Source organism: Bacillus swezeyi (assembly GCF_030908325.1).
Lineage (GTDB): Bacteria > Bacillota > Bacilli > Bacillales > Bacillaceae > Bacillus > Bacillus swezeyi.
Genome location: NZ_CP133085.1, coordinates 3,021,887 through 3,038,093, shown reverse-complemented (window position 1 = coordinate 3,038,093; position 16,207 = coordinate 3,021,887). Strand labels below are relative to the sequence as shown.

Sequence of the window (16,207 nt, the reverse complement as noted above, 5' to 3'; positions counted from 1 at the left end):
TTTCATTCAAAGTCCACAATGTTCAGTACGCCAATTTGAAGGCGTATCACCTTCCCAAAGTCGGAAGGCCCGGTAGAATGAATTCTGGTCTTCATATCCAATCAGGAAGGCCACTTCTTTAATATCGAGCGAAGGGTCTGCCAAGTACTCTCGCGCCTGCTCATGCCGGACTTGTGTCAACAGCTGTTTGAAGCTTGTGCCTTCGTCAGTAAGCCGGCGCTGCAAGGTGCGATCGCTCATTCCCAACTCGCTCGCGACAGTCTGAATGTCAGGGCGTCCTCCTGTTAGGCTGCGTTTCATGATCCACTTGACCATCTCGGTGATTGAGAGGCTGCGTTGCTGTTCATTCAACGATTGATCCAGTACAGGAGTCAGAATTTCCAGCAACTCTGCGTTGTACGAGACAAAGGGGCGGTCCAGATCTCCTCGATGCAGCGTCAACCGGTTACAATTTGCACCGACCCTGATACGGCAGCCGAAGTAAGCTTCAAGTGCCTGTACGTCACCCATTGAGTGCGAAAATTCGACTGACCTTGGTTTCAAAGGCTGACCTGTGCCCCGGCGCCCAAGCTCCAGAAGAAATGCCAGTGTGATACCAACCAGCATCGGGGGACCGGGTTGCTCGCTATCCAGCCATTCCAGTTCGATTGTACAGTGCTCACCTTCCTCGGTGATGCGCAAGCTTTCGGGAGGACACAGTTGTTTGTACCGGGCCATTCGCTTTAGAGCGTCACGGTAGTCACGAGCATGGTAAGTCGCTAAGACGGCCGGTGGGTAATGTGCTGTCTCAAAGGCGGCCGTAAGCTTGATGATTCCTTCGGCAATGTCATCCATGAGATCGGAATAAGCCTGCCAGATCGCGAAATATTGGGCGGTAGTGACAACTGGTTCAGCCATAATAGTGAGCGGCAGTCGTGCTTTTCGAATCACGTCATGGGCGGCAATCCCTAATTGACGCAATCCTGCCCAAAATCCTGCCGGCATTTTAATACGAGTATGAGATGTCATACAGATGAGCACTCCTTTAGCTTTCTGCACATTCGCTAGTTTTGGCTGTGATTGCGTCCTGCCTTGTTGGCGGGACAGTTATTACTTTACCTATCCAATGGCGCTGTGTAACTAGCAAAGTGCGACATTTTACTTGCCGATTACGTCGAATAAGTCTGTTGGTAATGGTACCCCAAGCCTGCTTCTATCACTAGAGCCGGCGCTTTATTCTATCATTAACCTCTAATATGCGGGGGAGACTTTGCAATTTAAACAGAGATGAAAGGATTTTATCCTGGAGATCAAAACTGGCGGCTTTGCACATTCAAATGAAAAGAAAGACCAGAGTGGAATGAGCAATGGTTAAAGTCTACCAAATAATTTAAGTAATAAGCAGTTATTTGTTGAAGTTTTCCTGCTAAATGTTTCCTGTGGTTTAGTTTTTATGAAAATCTCGTGGAATAAGTTGGATTTATAAGAAGGTAGGCGATTTTTAAATGGCAAATCATAAGAATAATTAATAAACAGCTGGTTATCTTTGACCGTTCTCTTTCCTTTTTGAGTCATGCTTCTTGTAGGAAAGCTGCGTTCGCGCAAAACAAAATACAAGCCCGTCTTTAACGCCTTGTAAGCACGTGAAGCTGTCGTCATGCTCATTCTTGTGGCGGCGGCATATTGCTTGTTTTCGCCGTCGGGAGCGGCTGATTAGAAAAGAGGACCTTGGGAGATATGACAAGATCCTCTTTTTATTTAAACCAGCCTTTTTCCTTTGAACGAGTAATGGCTTCTATTCGATTTTTCACTTCAAGCTTTTCAAGAATCATTGAGATATAATTTCGCACCGTCCCGCTTTTGATGCTGAGTTCTTGGGCGATTTCTTTTGTGTTTTTTCCGTCAGCCACAAGTTCGAGCACTTCTTTTTCTCGATCTGTGAGAGGGTTGGCCTCACTGTACATATCCTCCATCAATTCAGGTGCGTAGATACGCTTTCCGTTCATGACACTGCGGATGGCGCTCGCGAGCTCTTCGCTCGGGCTGTCCTTTAACAAATAGCCTTTAACACCGGCTTTAATGGCTCGCTGAAAGTAGCCAGGGCGGGCAAAAGTGGTTAAGATGATAATGTTGCAGCCTGTATCTTTTAATTCCTCAGCAGCTTCAAGCCCCGTCTTTCCGGGCATTTCAATATCCATAATGCATACATCAGGCTGATGTTTTTTTGTGAAATCAACGGCATCCTGTCCGGTTGTTCCTTTGCCGACGACTTCCATATCATCTTCTAAATTCAGAAGCGATCCTAAAGCGCCCAGCAGCATCTGCTGATCTTCCGCAATAAATATACGAATCATGTAAGCCATCCTTTTTTGTTTATTTTGAGTTATTAGGGATTGTCATAGTAAGCTTGGTGCCGTTTTTGGTATCGATGTGAAGGCTCCCGTTTGCAAATTCAAGCCGTTCTCTCATACCGAGTAAGCCATGTCCTTTTGAAAAGTAATTTTCTTCATCTTGAAACGTTCCATCGTCAGCCACTGTAATGACAACTTCTTTCCAAAGCTGCTGAATGTCAACACGGCATGTTTTAGCCTGACTGTGTTTGACGACATTTGTGACAGCTTCCTTTAAGCACATGCTCAAAATGTTTTCATTAAGCAATGAGATGTTGTCCGGCAATTTCTCATCTTCATAGATAAACGCAATGTCAGCTGCTTCAAGAATTTGTTTGATGTTTATGATTTCATCTTTGAGCCGGATGCCTTTCATGGAGGATACGATTTTTCTTACTTCATTTAAAGAAGTTCTCGCAGTTTGCTGAACGCTTTTCAGCTCACGCGCTGCTTGTTCGGGATCTTTGTCTATTAATTTTCTCGCCAAGTCGCTTTTTAAACCGATAAGAGACAGCTTTTGTCCAAGTGTATCGTGGAGGTCGCGGGCAATCCGCTGCCGTTCTTCTAACTTCACCAAATTGGCGATCCGTTCATTTGCATACTCGAGTTTTTCTTCCAGCCGTTCGCGCTCCTTGCGGCTTCTGATACTGAATGGCAATAAAATCGCGCTGATGAGCGTAATGACGACAAAAGGAATTTGTGTCAGAAAGAATTCTTTTTTTAACACGAGACTGAAGTTGGCAGCGACGGCTGCGCTTATTAAATGAACGTAATATAAAATGTGAAAAGGAACGCGTTCTCTAATGTTTCCTATAAAATATGCGATAAAAAAAGCAAAATAAATATAACTGAACAGCATAATCGAGGCGGTTGAAATGCCGATTAAAGTAAACGCCCACAAATAAACGGCCCAGCCTTTTGAGATAAAAGCAAATCTGTATATCGAAAAAAATAAAAGTGTCAAAATGATGCCGACGACGATAACAAATGTAGATGATGATTTCCATATGAAGTAGAAGGGGAGGATAAAAAATATCGTCCATATATATGGCGTGATCCCGCTTAGTTTTTGAAATCTAAAATGCTTTTTGACCATGATATAACCTCATTTTCAGCTTTTCATCTTAAACGTAACTTTACCATACCATTGCCAGAGTGTCATTGCATCTTCACACAACAAAAAGGAAGCCTTCTTGTTGTATAAGAAGACCCCCTAATCGTCAGGCGTTCTTCCGCAGTTGCTGTTTTTCTGTTAAATCAGGCGGAAGGTGGATAGATTTTGTTTTGATGTCCCGAAATGTCACAAATTTCTTTTTTTCTTCATCCCAAAGGCGGAATGCAAGTGATTGCAGGCTTGTTTTTAAAGTGATGGTCGGGACGTTTTTTAATGGTTCGTGTTGATCATGTGCTGTTTCTAGTTTATAGTTAGGCACCTTTGGACTCAAATGATGAACGTGATGGTATCCGATATTGCCTGTGAGCCATTGAAGGAGTTTCGGGAGTTTATAAAATGAACTTCCTTCCACAGCGGCCTGAACATAGCTCCAGTTTTCATCCGCTTCAAAATAAGAATCTTCAAATGTATGCTGAACATAAAACAGCCAAACGCCGATAGAACCGGAGATCAGAAAAATCGGACCCTGTACAAGCAAAAACGATTGCCAGCCAAAGATGAGACAGCATAGAGCAGCCAATGCCACGATTGCAAGGTTCGTGAGATATGTGTTCACACGTTCCTTCCGTCTTGCACCTTTTTTGTTAAAACGGTTTGTGATCAGAAAAACATAAATCGGTCCGAGAATAAACATGATAAACGGATTTCTGTAAAGTCTGTATGCGATTTTTGTTCGCAAAGGTGCGGCTTTATATTCGGTTACCGTTAACAGCCAGATATCACCCGTTCCGCGCTTATCCAGGTTGCTGCTGGTCGCATGGTGAATCGAATGGCTGTGCTGCCATTGAAGATAAGGAAATAAAGTCAGAACACCTGTCAGAAAACCGAGAATATGGTTATAGCGCTTTTGTTTGAAAAAAGATTGATGGCAGCAGTCATGAAAAATAATGAAAATTCTAGTCAAAAACCCTGCGGCAATCACTGTTAATCCTAAAGTAAGGAGATAGGAGACATTGAGGCTCAGATATGCAAGAAACCACAGTCCGAAGAAAGGAATAAACGTATTGAAGAGCTGAATCAGACTGTTTTTGGTATCAGCCTGAGCAAAAGCAGCAACTTGTTTTGTTAGCTGTTTTTGTTTATGTGCAATGATTTGTTCAGTCATAGTAAAGGATCCTCTCATTAATGGGTCTCGGTTAAGTATACGCCAATGAGAGAAGCCTTTTGTAGTAGCACACATCATGCTTCATACATGACACTTGTCATGTACCCTCGTCTGGCTTGCGTTAAATGCCGCTCTAAAGTAGCTTGTGAAAAGGATTTTTGATGTTTGCTTTAACAGATTTAATAAATGTAGAGAACTCTAAGATATTTATTTTCAAGCAATTGGGAATGACCAAAAGGTGAATTTTTTCTCAATAATCGATTGTAAAATTGAAGAAGTCTAAAGTATACTAAGTGATAATGATAATCATTTGCGGTATGGCGATATGAACTTAATAAGCCATGCACTATATATACTGGGAGTGAAGAGCCATGAGCAGGAATGAAGTGTTTGATGTGACTGTTATCGGCGGAGGGCCGGCTGGGTTATATTCCGCGTTCTATAGCGGACTGCGGGGAATGAAAACAAAGATTATTGAATATCAGCCGATGCTGGGCGGAAAGGTTCACGTTTATCCGGAAAAAATGATCTGGGACATCGGAGGGCAAACACCGATTCCGGGAGCCAAGCTGATTGAACAGATGGTGCAGCAGGGATTAACGTTTCATCCCGAAGTGCTGCTGAATGAGAAAGTGGACTCAATTGCCCGCAATGAAGAAGGGCTGTTTGAATTACATACGGCTGCAACGGGCGTGCATCTGTCTAAGACGGTCATCGTTGCCGTGGGCGGCGGTATCCTGAATCCGCAAAAGCTTCAGATTGAAGGGGCAGAGCGTTTTGAAGTGTCCAATCTGAATTATACGGTCAAGTCACTGCAGCATTTTAAAGATAAAGCGGTTATTGTATCAGGCGGCGGCAATTCGGCTGTCGACTGGGCCAACGAACTTGAGCCTGTAGCGAAGAAGGTCTACCTCGCTTACCGCAAAGAAGCGCTCAGCGGGCATGAGGCCCAGGTGGATCAGCTTCTGAACAGCTCGGTGAGCTGCTTCTTCCATACCGAGATTACAAAGCTGATCGCTTCGGACGATCATGAGGCGATCGAACGCGTGGAGCTGACGAACGCTCAAACCGGTGAGGTTACAGTGCTGCCTGTGGACGAGGTGATTATTAACCACGGATATGAACGCGACAAATCGCTGCTGGAGAACAGCCGGCTGGATATTACCCGGGTCGATGACTATTTTATCGCGGGTACCGCCAACTGCCAGTCTTCGGTGCCAGGGCTGTATGCGGCGGGAGATATCCTGCATTACGAAGGCAAACTGCACCTGATCGCCGGAGCGTTTCAGGATGCAGCAAACGCGGTGAACAGCGCCAAGCGCTTTATTGATCCTGAAGCGCACAAGAGCGCGATGGTGTCATCGCATAACGAGGTTTTCAAAGAGCGCAACCGCGAGCTTGTGAAGAAGATGTTTGGGTAGGTAAGACTCAAATACAAAACGTAAGTCAAAAGGGCGTTCGCCGGCTCTGATATTTCAGACCGCGGAACGCCCGTTGTTAATTTTAAACTGATTTCACCTTTTATACATATATCGAATCTAAGCAGGGCGGGACAAACCGAAGGCGTCCATGTTTTCGACTTCTTTCATTGTTTTGTCTTTTATAAGATCAGTCATAATGGATGAAGAAGCTTACTAATTGATTGCTTCTTTCCTTTAACATTGAAATTATAAAAGAGTACATAGAATCCGCCATAAGTTTAAGGAGAGCATCGCTTTTGCTATAATGACCACTATGTAGCTTTAATTTTAATAAATAGGAAGTGGAATATGGAAAATAACGTTTTTGAACAGATGGCAAAACGATATGATACAGAAGAAAGAATTGAATTAGCTAAAGTGATAGTTAATGAAGTAAGACCGGAATTACGAAATAGTAAATCAAAATCTTTAATTGACTATGGGAGTGGTACTGGTCTAATTAGTTTAGAATTATCAGATTTAGTAAATTCTATTTTGTTGGTTGATTCATCAAAACAAATGTTGGAGGTGGCGAAAGCTAAAATTTCTCGCAAAGGAATTGCCAACGCAAAAGTGCTTTATTCAGATTTTACCCAAGAAACTCCTGAACTGAAGGCAGACATCGTTTTAATGTCACTCGTCCTTCTTCATATTCCGGATACGAATAAAATTTTACAGGAATTGTTCGGCATTTTAAATAATGGCGGTAAGCTCATGATTATTGATTTTGACAAAAACGATAAAATACAACATCCGAAAGTTCATAACGGTTTTTCGCACGAAGAATTGAAAAAAAGATTATCCGATGTTGGATTTAAATCAACTGAAATTAAGACATTCTATCACGGTCATCGTATTTTTATGGATCAAGATGCCTCAATGTTTATATCCAGTAGCATAAAGTGATTTCTTGTTTTTTTTATAACTCCATATATATGTCATTACGATAAGTTTTAAAAGAAACAAGCCGGAAAATTAGATCCGGCTTCTTCTGCATTTTCCCCTCCGCCATCTTTCGCTTCTCCTTCTCCGCCCGATAAAACTCATGAAACATCTTCATCAACGCACGCTTTTCAATCCGCGACACATAGCTCCGTGAGCTCCCGAGCTCCTTCGCAAGCGTCTTCTCTTTCTTCAAATCAAGGCCGAAGCGGCCGACGATTTATTAGATGATAAAAGGCTTGGATGGATATGTATGGAGCCAACCTTTCTAAAAATTCGTGGAAAAGATATGTCTGTGAAAGCATCTCAACTTACCAAGGGACAACAAGCTTTATGCATGTTTAGAGTATTGTACGATCATGCAAAAAATTCGGTGAGTGAGTACTATACTTGGATATCCTATTTGCTGGATAAACCCAGTTATTGGATTGGAGTGACGGGTAGTTTACGTTTCTTTGGTGATACTTCCATGATTCGCTTGCTTGATGAAACGAAAGGAGTTCTCGAAGCAAGGAACCGCATGAGTGGTCTTCAATGGAATGAAGCTACTTTTAAAGACTTGGATCACGATCATCAACTCCTAGTCACTGTAAGTTCTTTGTTTGAACGTTTCATGGAGATTTCTCCAAATAGTCTGAAACAAATTAGCACGTATATTCGATCTAATCCGCAAGAATTTGTCAAAATAGAAAGCTAACACGTACTCCTAGTTTAGAAGGGATAATACTACAAGAGTATATAGATATATTGAATAATTGCGGGTATAAAGCAATATGAATTCTTAAATAAGGAGCCATCCCCATGTCATGAAGGCTCCTTTTCAACACGTAAAAAAGGTGTTGCCAAACCTCATACAGTCGCAGTGGATACAAGACACCATTTCTAATTTCAGGACGTCGAACAAGCTGATTTCGATACCACTCACAGGTTGGCCAACGCTTTTCCATAAAAACAGATCTCTTTAAGGCTAATATCGGTCACTGGGAAATCGAAAGAAAACATGAAAGACAGGGTCTATATCGATGTAGAAAGATATTGAAAAACGGTAAACCATCAAAAAGTAAGGTTAATATAAGGGTATTTAACTCTATGCAAATTAAAAGTTCATTGGAAGAGACATGAGGGCCCCGGTACATATCGGGGCTTTTTTATCGACTTCACCATACTTCTCAAGGGGATTTTATGAAATAAAATACAGTGTTCCGCCGTCAAATACAAACGCTTTTCTTGTCAACAAATCTGGGAAGTAAACAATTGTTTGTTTCATTTTTTGTATTGCAGTCATTCAGAAACAAATGCCGAGCCCTGTGTTCTGGTGGCGAACACAGGGCTTTTTGCACGTAAATAAGATGGGGCTGCTTCCTTTTATAAGTAAAATAGTTTATGAAGTTTAATATTAAGTTTAGTTACATTGTACGTTGGCAAGCATCAGGTGGAAAGATAAAATATGAAATAATCGGTTTTTATTTTGCTGTGAAAGGAAGGGGTAGCATGAAACTAACACCGACAGAACAGGAAAAACTATTAATGTTTACGGCCGGGGAACTGGCAAAACAACGAAAAGAGCGGGGGCTGCTGTTAAATTACCCAGAGGCTGTCGCCTATTTGACATGTTTTATCATGGAAGGGGCGCGGGAAGGGAAGAGCGTCGCAGAGCTGATGGAGGCGGGACGGCATGTGTTGTCAGCTGAAGAACTGATGGATGGCGTGCCTGCAATGATTGACAGCATTCAGGTTGAAGCGACATTTCCTGACGGTGTGAAGCTTGTAACGGTTCATCAGCCGATTGTCCAGGAGGTGAAGTCATGAAGCCGGGAGCTTTTCAAATTGTTGACGGATACATCACGCTTAACGAGGAACGAGAAAAGACAGAATTATCTGTAAAAAACACTGGATCACGGTCTGTACAAGTCGGATCGCATTTTCATCTTGCGGAAGCTAATCGCGCCCTTTTGTTCGACCGCAAAAAAGCAATCGGCATGCGGCTTGATATTCCGTCAGGCACTTCAGTTCGGATTGAGCCGGGTGAGGAGCGAAAGGTAACACTGACAGCTATTGGCGGAAGAAAAACGGTGCGCGGTTTTAACGGACTTGCTGATGGGTGCATGGATGAAAGAGGGCGGCAAAAAACGATCGAGCGCTTGCATGGCGAAGGCTGGATTGAGGGGGTGGTTAAATGAAACTGACGAGACAGCAGTATGCAGAATTGTTCGGACCAACGACAGGAGACAAAGTGCGGCTTGCCGATACAGATTTATGGATTGAGATCGAAAAAGATTTTACCGTATACGGCGAGGAAGTCATCTTTGGCGGAGGGAAAACGATCAGGGACGGCATGGGCCAAAATGGAAGGGTGACAGGGAAAGACGGAGCGCTCGATCTTGTGATTACAAATGTAATCGTGCTGGATCACTCAGGGGTTCTGAAAGCTGATATCGGGATCAAAGACGGCCGGATTGCCGGCATTGGAAAAAGCGGAAATCCGGATATCATGGACGGAGTCGAGCCGAATATGATCATCGGCGCCGGAACGGAAGTGATTTCAGGCGAAGGGAAAATTTTGACTGCCGGTGCGGTGGATACACACATTCATTTTATATGCCCGCAGCAAATGGAATCAGCCCTCTCTTCCGGTGTGACGACGTTAATTGGCGGGGGAACGGGGCCGGCGACAGGAAGTAAAGCCACGACATGTACATCAGGCGCCTGGTATATGGCGAGAATGCTTGAAGCAGCCGAGGAGTTTCCCGTGAACGTAGGTTTTCTCGGCAAAGGAAACGCTTCTCATCCGGCGCCCCTGCTTGAGCAAATCGAAGCGGGCGCGGTTGGTCTCAAACTTCATGAAGATTGGGGCACAACGCCGAGGGCGATCGAGACGTGTATGGAAATCGCTGAAGAAGCCGATGTTCAGGTTGCTATCCATACGGATACACTGAATGAAGCGGGCTTCTTGGAGAATACGCTTGAAGCGATCGGTGATCGTGTCATCCATACGTACCATATCGAAGGAGCGGGCGGCGGACATGCCCCCGATATGCTGAAGCTTGCCTCCTATTCAAATATCCTGCCGTCTTCGACAACTCCGACGCTTCCGTATACAGTCAATACGATGGACGAACATCTGGATATGATGATGGTCTGCCACCATCTTGATGCCAATGTGCCTGAGGACGTGGCTTTCAGCCATTCACGAATCCGGGCGGCGACAATTGCAGCGGAGGATATTTTGCACGATATCGGCGCGATCAGCATGACTTCCTCTGACTCGCAGGCGATGGGCAGAGTCGGTGAAGTTATCATCAGGACATGGCAAACCGCCGATAAAATGAAAAAGCAGCGCGGCCGGCTGGCGGGAGAAGATCAACATGACAATGTGCGCGCCAAGCGCTACATTGCAAAATATACGATCAATCCAGCCATTACCCATGGCATCAGCCATGAGGTAGGCTCTGTTGAAAAAGGAAAGCTCGCTGATCTCGTCCTCTGGGACCCGGCCTTTTTGGGTGTCAAGCCTGAACTCGTTTTAAAAGGAGGAATGATTGCCCGCGCTCAAATGGGTGATCCGAATGCTTCAATTCCGACACCTGAACCCGTGCTTATGAGAAAAATGTACGCGGGTTACGGCAAAGCCAATCAGTCAACATCCCTGACCTTTATGTCACAGCGAAGTATAGAGCGCGGTGTGCCTCAATCATTAGGACTGACAAAAATGGTTTCACCTGTGCGTCATATTCGCGGATTGAGCAAACTGGACATGAAGTTAAATAGCGCACTGCCGAAAATCGAAGTCAACCATAAGACTTATCAGGTGTTTGCCGATGGTGAGGAGCTTTCCTGCCAGCCTGTCTGCCAAGTTCCACTCGCACAGCGCTATTTTTTGTTTTAAACGAGCACGCTGCCTTCGGGCAGCTGTTTTCATATTTTTACGGCATCATAAATGTTTCTTTTCGTGAGGAACATCATCCATCTCCCCAAAGTCCATTACTACCTGCAAAGGAAAGCTGTGTAAGTAATCGCTTTGTCTGTTCCCGTTTGCGGATCATTAAACGTTCCATAGGTAGATATCTTCTCACATTTTAAATCGTAATCATTACTATTTACTTCAAGGAAGCACTGTGATAAAATCTATTGATCGTGTTGAACAAAAACACGACATCAATTGAAGTGATTTCGTTTAAGAGGTGATAACGTTGCATGATTGCGAAATCGTTATAGTCGGAGCGGGTCCCGCAGGCATTGGGATGGGAATCGTTCTGAAAAAACTCGGTTTTGAATCGTTCGCGATTTTAGAAAAAGACCGTGCAGGGGCCTCGTTTAATCTATGGCCCGAAGAAATGAAACTGATTACACCTTCCTTTACAGGACAGGGTTTTGGCGCTTTAGATTTAAATGCCGTCGCTCCGGGTACATCACCGGCCTTTACATTTCAGCGCGAGCATTTGAGCGGATCGGAGTACGCGGAGTATTTGTCTCTTTTAGCCGACCATTTTCAGCTGCCTCTTGTCGAAGGCGCGGCAGTTCGGAAGGTGCATAAAGATGACGCCGGCTTTTTGCTTGAAACGGATCAAGGCAAGATAAAAGCAAAAGCGGTGATTTGGGGGGCAGGGGAGTTTCAGTTTCCGAAGCATTCGTTTCCGGGCGCTGAGCTTGGATTGCATAACAGCAAAGTAACTGCATGGAGCCAATTTGAAAAAGCTCATTATTATGTGGTCGGCGGTTATGAAAGCGCGATGGATGCGGCTTTTCAGCTGGCGGAGTATGGAAGTGATGTGACGGTGATTATGCCGAATTCGATAAAAGAAAACGCTGAGGCCGACCCGAGCCTGTCGCTTTCTCCGTATACATGGGAGCGCATTGAAGCGGCTTATCAAAAAGAGAAAGTGCAATTCTTAGAACACGCCAAGGTAGAGAAAATGACGAAAAAGGGATGCTCAGCATATGATCTGTACTTGGCTAACGGCAGAAAAATTCGTTCTGATACACGGCCGATTATTGCGACCGGATTTCATTCGGGAGCCAAACAAATCGAACATCTATTTGAGTGGGCTGAAAATGGCAAACCGTTGCTGACAGAAGCGGATATGTCGACAATCACGGATGACCTCTATTTAATCGGGCCCAGTGTCCAGCATCAGAAAGCCGTCTTTTGTTTTATCTATAAATTCCGGCAAAGGTTTGCGGTGATTGCAGAGCACTTGCTGAAAAAGTTAGGCTATCCGCCGGATAAAAAAGTATTTTCAGAATACAGAGAGAATCAAATGTTTCTGACTGATTTGAGCTGTTGTGAGGTTCATTGCGAATGTTAAAAAAACCGAAGCAACAGCAGCGCCTGCTGCTGATCGGACTGGAGTCAGTCGGAAAAACGACGCTGTTTTCCTCCATCACAGATCAGCAAGTCGGAGAAGAGACCAATGTCAAAGGTTCGACGGCTTTTGTGACCGAAAGGGAGATCAAGAGCCTTCCAGGCTGGATGATCGTCGATACGCCTGGGATTAGGCTGGATGATAGCGTTGCTCAAAGAGCGGTGAAGAGAGAAATTGAAAAAGCGGACCACACGATAGCCGTTTTGCGCGGCACGCATTTTTCCGAAGAGCTTCAAACGATCCTCGGGCTCATTCCCCCGGATTGTCAGCATGTCTATTTTATCGTGACCTTTAAGGATAAAATGACGCCGAAGATGCGCCTTAAACTTTCTGATCAAATCAATCGATACGATTTGCCGGTTTTGCCCATCGATTCGCGAAAGATGACGGAAAGTAAAAGAGAGCGCCTCTTCGCTTTTTTAAGAAAGGATGCTTCATTTCATCCGCTGAAACGCAAACAGATCGAATGCTTAAAGCTTGAATCTGCGCCGCCTCAAAACATGTGGTTGGATCATCGCATCTGGGGGCCGTTCCTTTCGTTGCCGGTTTTATGTGTGTTGTTCATGCTGCCGGTTATGTTGGCTTTTCATGTTTCCGAATGGGCCCAGCAGTATGCGGACGAATGGCTGATCGAACCGCTAAAAGAAGCGGCGGTAAGCTGGCCGTCCTGGCTTGAAGCGATATTGGCGGGAAGCTATGGCCTTTTTTCTCTCGGTATTTATTCATTCGTCTGGGCGTTTCCGGTCGTCTTATTTATGTCCATCGCAAATGCGGCAGCAGATGATTCGGGCTTAAAGGATCGAATTGTTGATTCATTGGACCCCTTCATGAGAAAAATCGGTATGAACGGCCAGGATTTAGTGCCGCTGCTCACCGGATTTGGCTGCAATGTCGTGGCTGTTCAGCAGACCCGCGCCTGCAGCATGTGTACCCGGAGGCCATGCATATCAATGATTTCTTTCGGTTCTGCATGCAGTTATCAAATCGGAGCATCGCTGTCCATTTTTCATGCTGCGGGGCAGGAGTGGCTGTTTATTCCATATCTTTTGACTCTCGCGGCAGTCGGTGCCGTTCATAATCGTTTTTGGTATCCAGTTGAGCAAAAGTGGTCCGCCTATTTTAAAAGCAGAAAATCCTTTTTGCAGCGGCCTTCATGGAAAGGAACCGTATTTCGGGTGAAAACGGTGCTCAGGCAGTTTATATTTCAGGCTATGCCGATCTTTTTTGTCATTTGTCTCGCGGCAACGATATTACATGAACTCGGTGTGCTTCGTTTCTTCACAATGCTTGCATCGCCGGTTTTAAAAGCGTTCGGCGCCCCGGAAGAAGCTGCGCCCGGTCTTGTCTTCTCAATGATTAGGAAAGACGGTATATTGCTTTTCAATGAAGGCGGCGGAGCCCTTCTGCATGCTTTATCTGGAGGAACGCTGTTTTTGTTGGTTTATCTTGCATCGACCTTTTCATCCTGTATGGTGACGGTCTGGACAATTGCAAATGAATTGGGAATCAAAGCGGCTGCCGGGCTCATCGGCAAACAGATGCTGACAGCGGCGGTTTCAGCTCTTGTGCTGCTGTGCATGTTTAAGCTGCTGTCCTTATAAATGTGTTTCATTTTACTTGCAATGTAGTGAAATAACATAAAAATCGTAATTGTTTCGATTTGTTTGATGTGAGGAAGAAGGAGAACGAAATGAACAAAAAATGACTGTAACAGTTTTGATGAATACCTGGTGGCGGGCCAAACGACTTTGCTAGTTACATATTGCAAAATCGCCAGGGCATGAAGGTGACCGTTAATAACAAGAGTGAAGTCAACATTGACGCCGGACTTGTCAAGCAAGGCGGAGGTCTTGCGCGGACGGATGAAAAACCGGTCGAAATGTCAAACGGCTGCATTTGCCGCACTAGATGCTAGATGTTAGGAATATCGATTGAGTGAACCGGGATCAGCGAACTGATTCCGGTTGCACAACCTTTTCCTACATCGATGAGGGATTGGGTATTGATTTAACCCGATTTTGCCGGTTGTGAACGCCAATCGTTTTTGGCAGTTATTCCGGGGACAGCCTTTTGGACTGAAAAGAAAGCTGTCTGTGAAGAAGATGAGCGGAAGGCGGGACAAGCGAATTGGCTAGAGAGCTAAGCAAAAAATATTCTATTTATTGATTTGAAGGACTAAAAAAATCTCATGGAAATAAAGATTTGCATATTACTAGTGAAAACTTTGCTGAGCTTGCTGCTTAAAAAATGGCTGCCAAAAACGTTTATAACTCAGATGGCCCGATTTTCAAGTCAAACAAAAAGACACTGACCAGCATCTAAGACTGAAATAAAAAAACATACCAATATCGTGTGGTATGTTTCTCGATAAATTTTGGACTATTTATTAATAACAATCGACAATTTATAATTGACATGCTTGTCTAAGCCTACCAGAAATTCATCTAACAATTCAATAGATGGAAATCTACATTCAAGAAGATAACAGCTATCGCCACTAATTTTATAGTTATTGATTACATATTTCTCTTGCAAATTGATATATGAGAGATAAGGCTCATGATAAGAGCTTTTTGTCCAAATATGAATCAAAGCATGTACAAAATACCCTAATTTAACTTGATTCACTTTAATCGTATATCCTTCAATCACTCCGTTATCTTCTAATTTGGCAACCCTTGAGGCAGCTGCTTGCCCTGTCAAATGAACTTTATCTCCCAATTCTTTCATCGTAATCCGACTATTTTGAGATAACTCTTCTAATATTCGCATGTCCGTGTGATCCAACATAAAACCAAATCCTTTCAAACCGAAGTTACAATTTGTGTATATTTTAGACCGCTTTGATCATTTACACAAAATAAATACATTCTTTCGAAATTCAAGTCAAACGGCCAAAAGACTTGATTTTATCCATGTATTTGAGAATGGGTCATCGTTTAAACTGTACGTAAATTGCAAGAAAAGGAGCTTTAAACATGAATATTCAACAAATTCGAAATGCAACACTTGTTGTCGAATATGCGGAAAAAATTCCTATTAAATCCAATGTTGGCGTAGATAGGGATTTGCCCTCCTTTCCCAAATTCAGCAAGACAAGATCAAAAAAATCCTTTAGTCAGCTTACCAACATCTGTTGATAAAATCATCAATCATGTTGATACGGTCATTGTTACTCACCTGCATTTAGACCACTTTGACGAGGCTGCTCAAAAAATATTACAAAAGATATTAAAATGTTTGTTCAGAATGAAGCAGATGCTGAAGAAGTGAGAAATGCCGGTTTCCAAAATGTTGAGGTTTTAATAGAAGAGACTGTTTTCGAAGGTATCCAGCTCATCAAAACAAGAGGCGAACACGGAAGAGGAGAAATATTAAAACTAGCTGGCGAAGTGTGCGGTGTTGTTTTCAAACATCAAAATGAGAAACCGTTATATGTAGCTGGAGATACGGTATGGTATGTTGCGGTCCAAGAAGAGATTGATACACATCAACCAGAAATCATTGTAGTAGATGGCGGAAATAATCAATTCTTTGAAGGCGGTTCTCTCATCATGGGGAAAGAAGATATCTATGAAACGTACTAGGCAGCTCCTCATGCGAAAGATTATCGTGAGCCACATGGAAGCTGTTAACCACTGGGAAGGATACTTATTCATGCACCTAATACGACTACGTTCGTTTCATTTTGAAACCTTACGAGACGAGGGAAAGCACAAGTAAATAGATTGGGGAACACTCAGAATTTCCTACTTATTCTATTCGTATGTCACGATCATGAACAGTCCAGAGAT

General features: G+C 43.8%; 13 protein-coding genes and 4 pseudogenes. 11 read left to right on the top strand and 6 right to left on the bottom strand.

Features of this window, described 5'->3' with window-relative positions:
• Positions 1-6: 6 nt before the first annotated feature.
• The 4 genes from RBH91_RS15025 to desE all read right to left on the bottom strand — a co-directional run bounded on the left by RBH91_RS15025 (position 7) and on the right by desE (position 4,648).
• The gene (locus RBH91_RS15025; protein WP_307892083.1) at positions 7-1,008 is read right to left on the bottom strand and encodes a helix-turn-helix transcriptional regulator; all 1,002 of its coding nucleotides are present in this window, start codon (positions 1,006-1,008) and stop codon (positions 7-9) included.
• A 725-nt stretch (positions 1,009-1,733) separates the two neighbouring features.
• Positions 1,734-2,333, bottom strand: coding sequence for a two-component system response regulator DesR (gene desR, locus RBH91_RS15020; RefSeq protein WP_006637695.1), 600 nt, complete (start codon positions 2,331-2,333; stop codon positions 1,734-1,736).
• Positions 2,334-2,352: 19 nt separating this feature from the next.
• A complete protein-coding gene (locus RBH91_RS15015) occupies positions 2,353-3,465 on the bottom strand; it encodes a two-component sensor histidine kinase DesK (RefSeq protein ID WP_307892081.1) in 1,113 nt (370 codons plus the stop codon).
• Positions 3,466-3,589: 124 nt separating this feature from the next.
• A complete protein-coding gene (gene desE, locus RBH91_RS15010; protein ID WP_076762710.1) occupies positions 3,590-4,648 on the bottom strand; it encodes a Delta(5) desaturase DesA in 1,059 nt (352 codons plus the stop codon).
• Between the two features lie 371 nt (positions 4,649-5,019).
• On the opposite strand from desE, the gene RBH91_RS15005 reads away from it, so the two are divergent.
• Both RBH91_RS15005 and RBH91_RS15000 read left to right on the top strand, forming a co-directional pair.
• Complete coding sequence (locus RBH91_RS15005; RefSeq protein WP_076762709.1) at positions 5,020-6,069, top strand: NAD(P)/FAD-dependent oxidoreductase; 1,050 nt, start codon at positions 5,020-5,022, stop codon at positions 6,067-6,069.
• Positions 6,070-6,417: 348 nt separating this feature from the next.
• On the top strand, positions 6,418-7,014 hold the full coding sequence (locus RBH91_RS15000) for a class I SAM-dependent methyltransferase (protein ID WP_307892080.1): 597 nt from the start codon (positions 6,418-6,420) through the stop codon (positions 7,012-7,014).
• Between the two features lie 91 nt (positions 7,015-7,105).
• Here RBH91_RS15000 and RBH91_RS14995 read toward each other — a convergent pair.
• A pseudogene (locus tag RBH91_RS14995) lies at positions 7,106-7,270 on the bottom strand (sigma factor-like helix-turn-helix DNA-binding protein); the annotation flags it as partial.
• 33 nt (positions 7,271-7,303) lie between these two features.
• Here RBH91_RS14995 and RBH91_RS14990 point away from each other — a divergent pair.
• The 8 genes and pseudogenes from RBH91_RS14990 to RBH91_RS14955 all read left to right on the top strand — a co-directional run.
• Positions 7,304-7,747 (top strand): hypothetical protein, encoded by a 444-nt coding sequence (locus RBH91_RS14990; protein WP_307892079.1) that lies wholly within the window; start codon positions 7,304-7,306, stop codon positions 7,745-7,747.
• Between the two features lie 794 nt (positions 7,748-8,541).
• A complete protein-coding gene (ureA, locus tag RBH91_RS14985; RefSeq protein WP_148957107.1) occupies positions 8,542-8,859 on the top strand; it encodes an urease subunit gamma in 318 nt (105 codons plus the stop codon).
• Positions 8,856-9,230: an urease subunit beta gene (gene ureB / locus RBH91_RS14980; RefSeq protein ID WP_307892078.1), complete on the top strand. Its 375-nt coding sequence runs from the start codon at positions 8,856-8,858 to the stop codon at positions 9,228-9,230. Before ureA ends, ureB begins: the two co-directional genes overlap by 4 nt.
• Complete coding sequence (gene ureC, locus RBH91_RS14975) at positions 9,227-10,936, top strand: urease subunit alpha (protein ID WP_307892077.1); 1,710 nt, start codon at positions 9,227-9,229, stop codon at positions 10,934-10,936. The genes ureB and ureC overlap by 4 nt, the downstream gene beginning before the upstream one ends.
• A gap of 304 nt (positions 10,937-11,240) precedes the next feature.
• On the top strand, positions 11,241-12,356 hold the full coding sequence (locus RBH91_RS14970) for an NAD(P)/FAD-dependent oxidoreductase (protein WP_307892076.1): 1,116 nt from the start codon (positions 11,241-11,243) through the stop codon (positions 12,354-12,356).
• Positions 12,350-14,014: a nucleoside recognition domain-containing protein gene (locus tag RBH91_RS14965; protein WP_307892075.1), complete on the top strand. Its 1,665-nt coding sequence runs from the start codon at positions 12,350-12,352 to the stop codon at positions 14,012-14,014. Before RBH91_RS14970 ends, RBH91_RS14965 begins: the two co-directional genes overlap by 7 nt.
• A gap of 100 nt (positions 14,015-14,114) precedes the next feature.
• Positions 14,115-14,526 (top strand): annotated as a pseudogene (locus RBH91_RS14960) (GTP-binding protein); the annotation flags it as partial.
• A pseudogene (locus RBH91_RS14955) lies at positions 14,523-14,645 on the top strand (poly-gamma-glutamate hydrolase family protein); the annotation flags it as partial. The pseudogenes RBH91_RS14960 and RBH91_RS14955, both read left to right, overlap by 4 nt.
• 147 nt (positions 14,646-14,792) lie before the next feature.
• Here the strand turns inward: RBH91_RS14955 and RBH91_RS14950 are convergent.
• Complete coding sequence (locus RBH91_RS14950; protein WP_076762700.1) at positions 14,793-15,203, bottom strand: Lrp/AsnC family transcriptional regulator; 411 nt, start codon at positions 15,201-15,203, stop codon at positions 14,793-14,795.
• A 188-nt stretch (positions 15,204-15,391) separates the two neighbouring features.
• On the opposite strand from RBH91_RS14950, the pseudogene RBH91_RS14945 reads away from it, so the two are divergent.
• A pseudogene (locus tag RBH91_RS14945) lies at positions 15,392-16,055 on the top strand (MBL fold metallo-hydrolase); the annotation flags it as partial.
• Between the last annotated feature and the right edge of the window lie 152 nt (positions 16,056-16,207).

What these genes read in the sequence shown, in the direction of transcription:
- ureB (WP_307892078.1), top strand. Translation starts at nt 8,856, where the DNA reads ATGAAGCCGGGAGCTTTTCAAATTGTTGACGGATACATCACGCTTAAC.
- RBH91_RS14990 (WP_307892079.1), top strand. Translation starts at nt 7,304, where the DNA reads ATGGAGCCAACCTTTCTAAAAATTCGTGGAAAAGATATGTCTGTGAAA.
- ureA (WP_148957107.1), top strand. Translation starts at nt 8,542, where the DNA reads ATGAAACTAACACCGACAGAACAGGAAAAACTATTAATGTTTACGGCC.
- RBH91_RS14965 (WP_307892075.1), top strand. Translation starts at nt 12,350, where the DNA reads ATGTTAAAAAAACCGAAGCAACAGCAGCGCCTGCTGCTGATCGGACTG.
- desR (WP_006637695.1), bottom strand. Translation starts at nt 2,333, where the DNA reads ATGATTCGTATATTTATTGCGGAAGATCAGCAGATGCTGCTGGGCGCT.
- RBH91_RS15000 (WP_307892080.1), top strand. Translation starts at nt 6,418, where the DNA reads ATGGAAAATAACGTTTTTGAACAGATGGCAAAACGATATGATACAGAA.
- RBH91_RS14950 (WP_076762700.1), bottom strand. Translation starts at nt 15,203, where the DNA reads ATGTTGGATCACACGGACATGCGAATATTAGAAGAGTTATCTCAAAAT.
- RBH91_RS15025 (WP_307892083.1), bottom strand. Translation starts at nt 1,008, where the DNA reads ATGACATCTCATACTCGTATTAAAATGCCGGCAGGATTTTGGGCAGGA.
- RBH91_RS15015 (WP_307892081.1), bottom strand. Translation starts at nt 3,465, where the DNA reads ATGGTCAAAAAGCATTTTAGATTTCAAAAACTAAGCGGGATCACGCCA.
- RBH91_RS15005 (WP_076762709.1), top strand. Translation starts at nt 5,020, where the DNA reads ATGAGCAGGAATGAAGTGTTTGATGTGACTGTTATCGGCGGAGGGCCG.
- ureC (WP_307892077.1), top strand. Translation starts at nt 9,227, where the DNA reads ATGAAACTGACGAGACAGCAGTATGCAGAATTGTTCGGACCAACGACA.
- desE (WP_076762710.1), bottom strand. Translation starts at nt 4,648, where the DNA reads ATGACTGAACAAATCATTGCACATAAACAAAAACAGCTAACAAAACAA.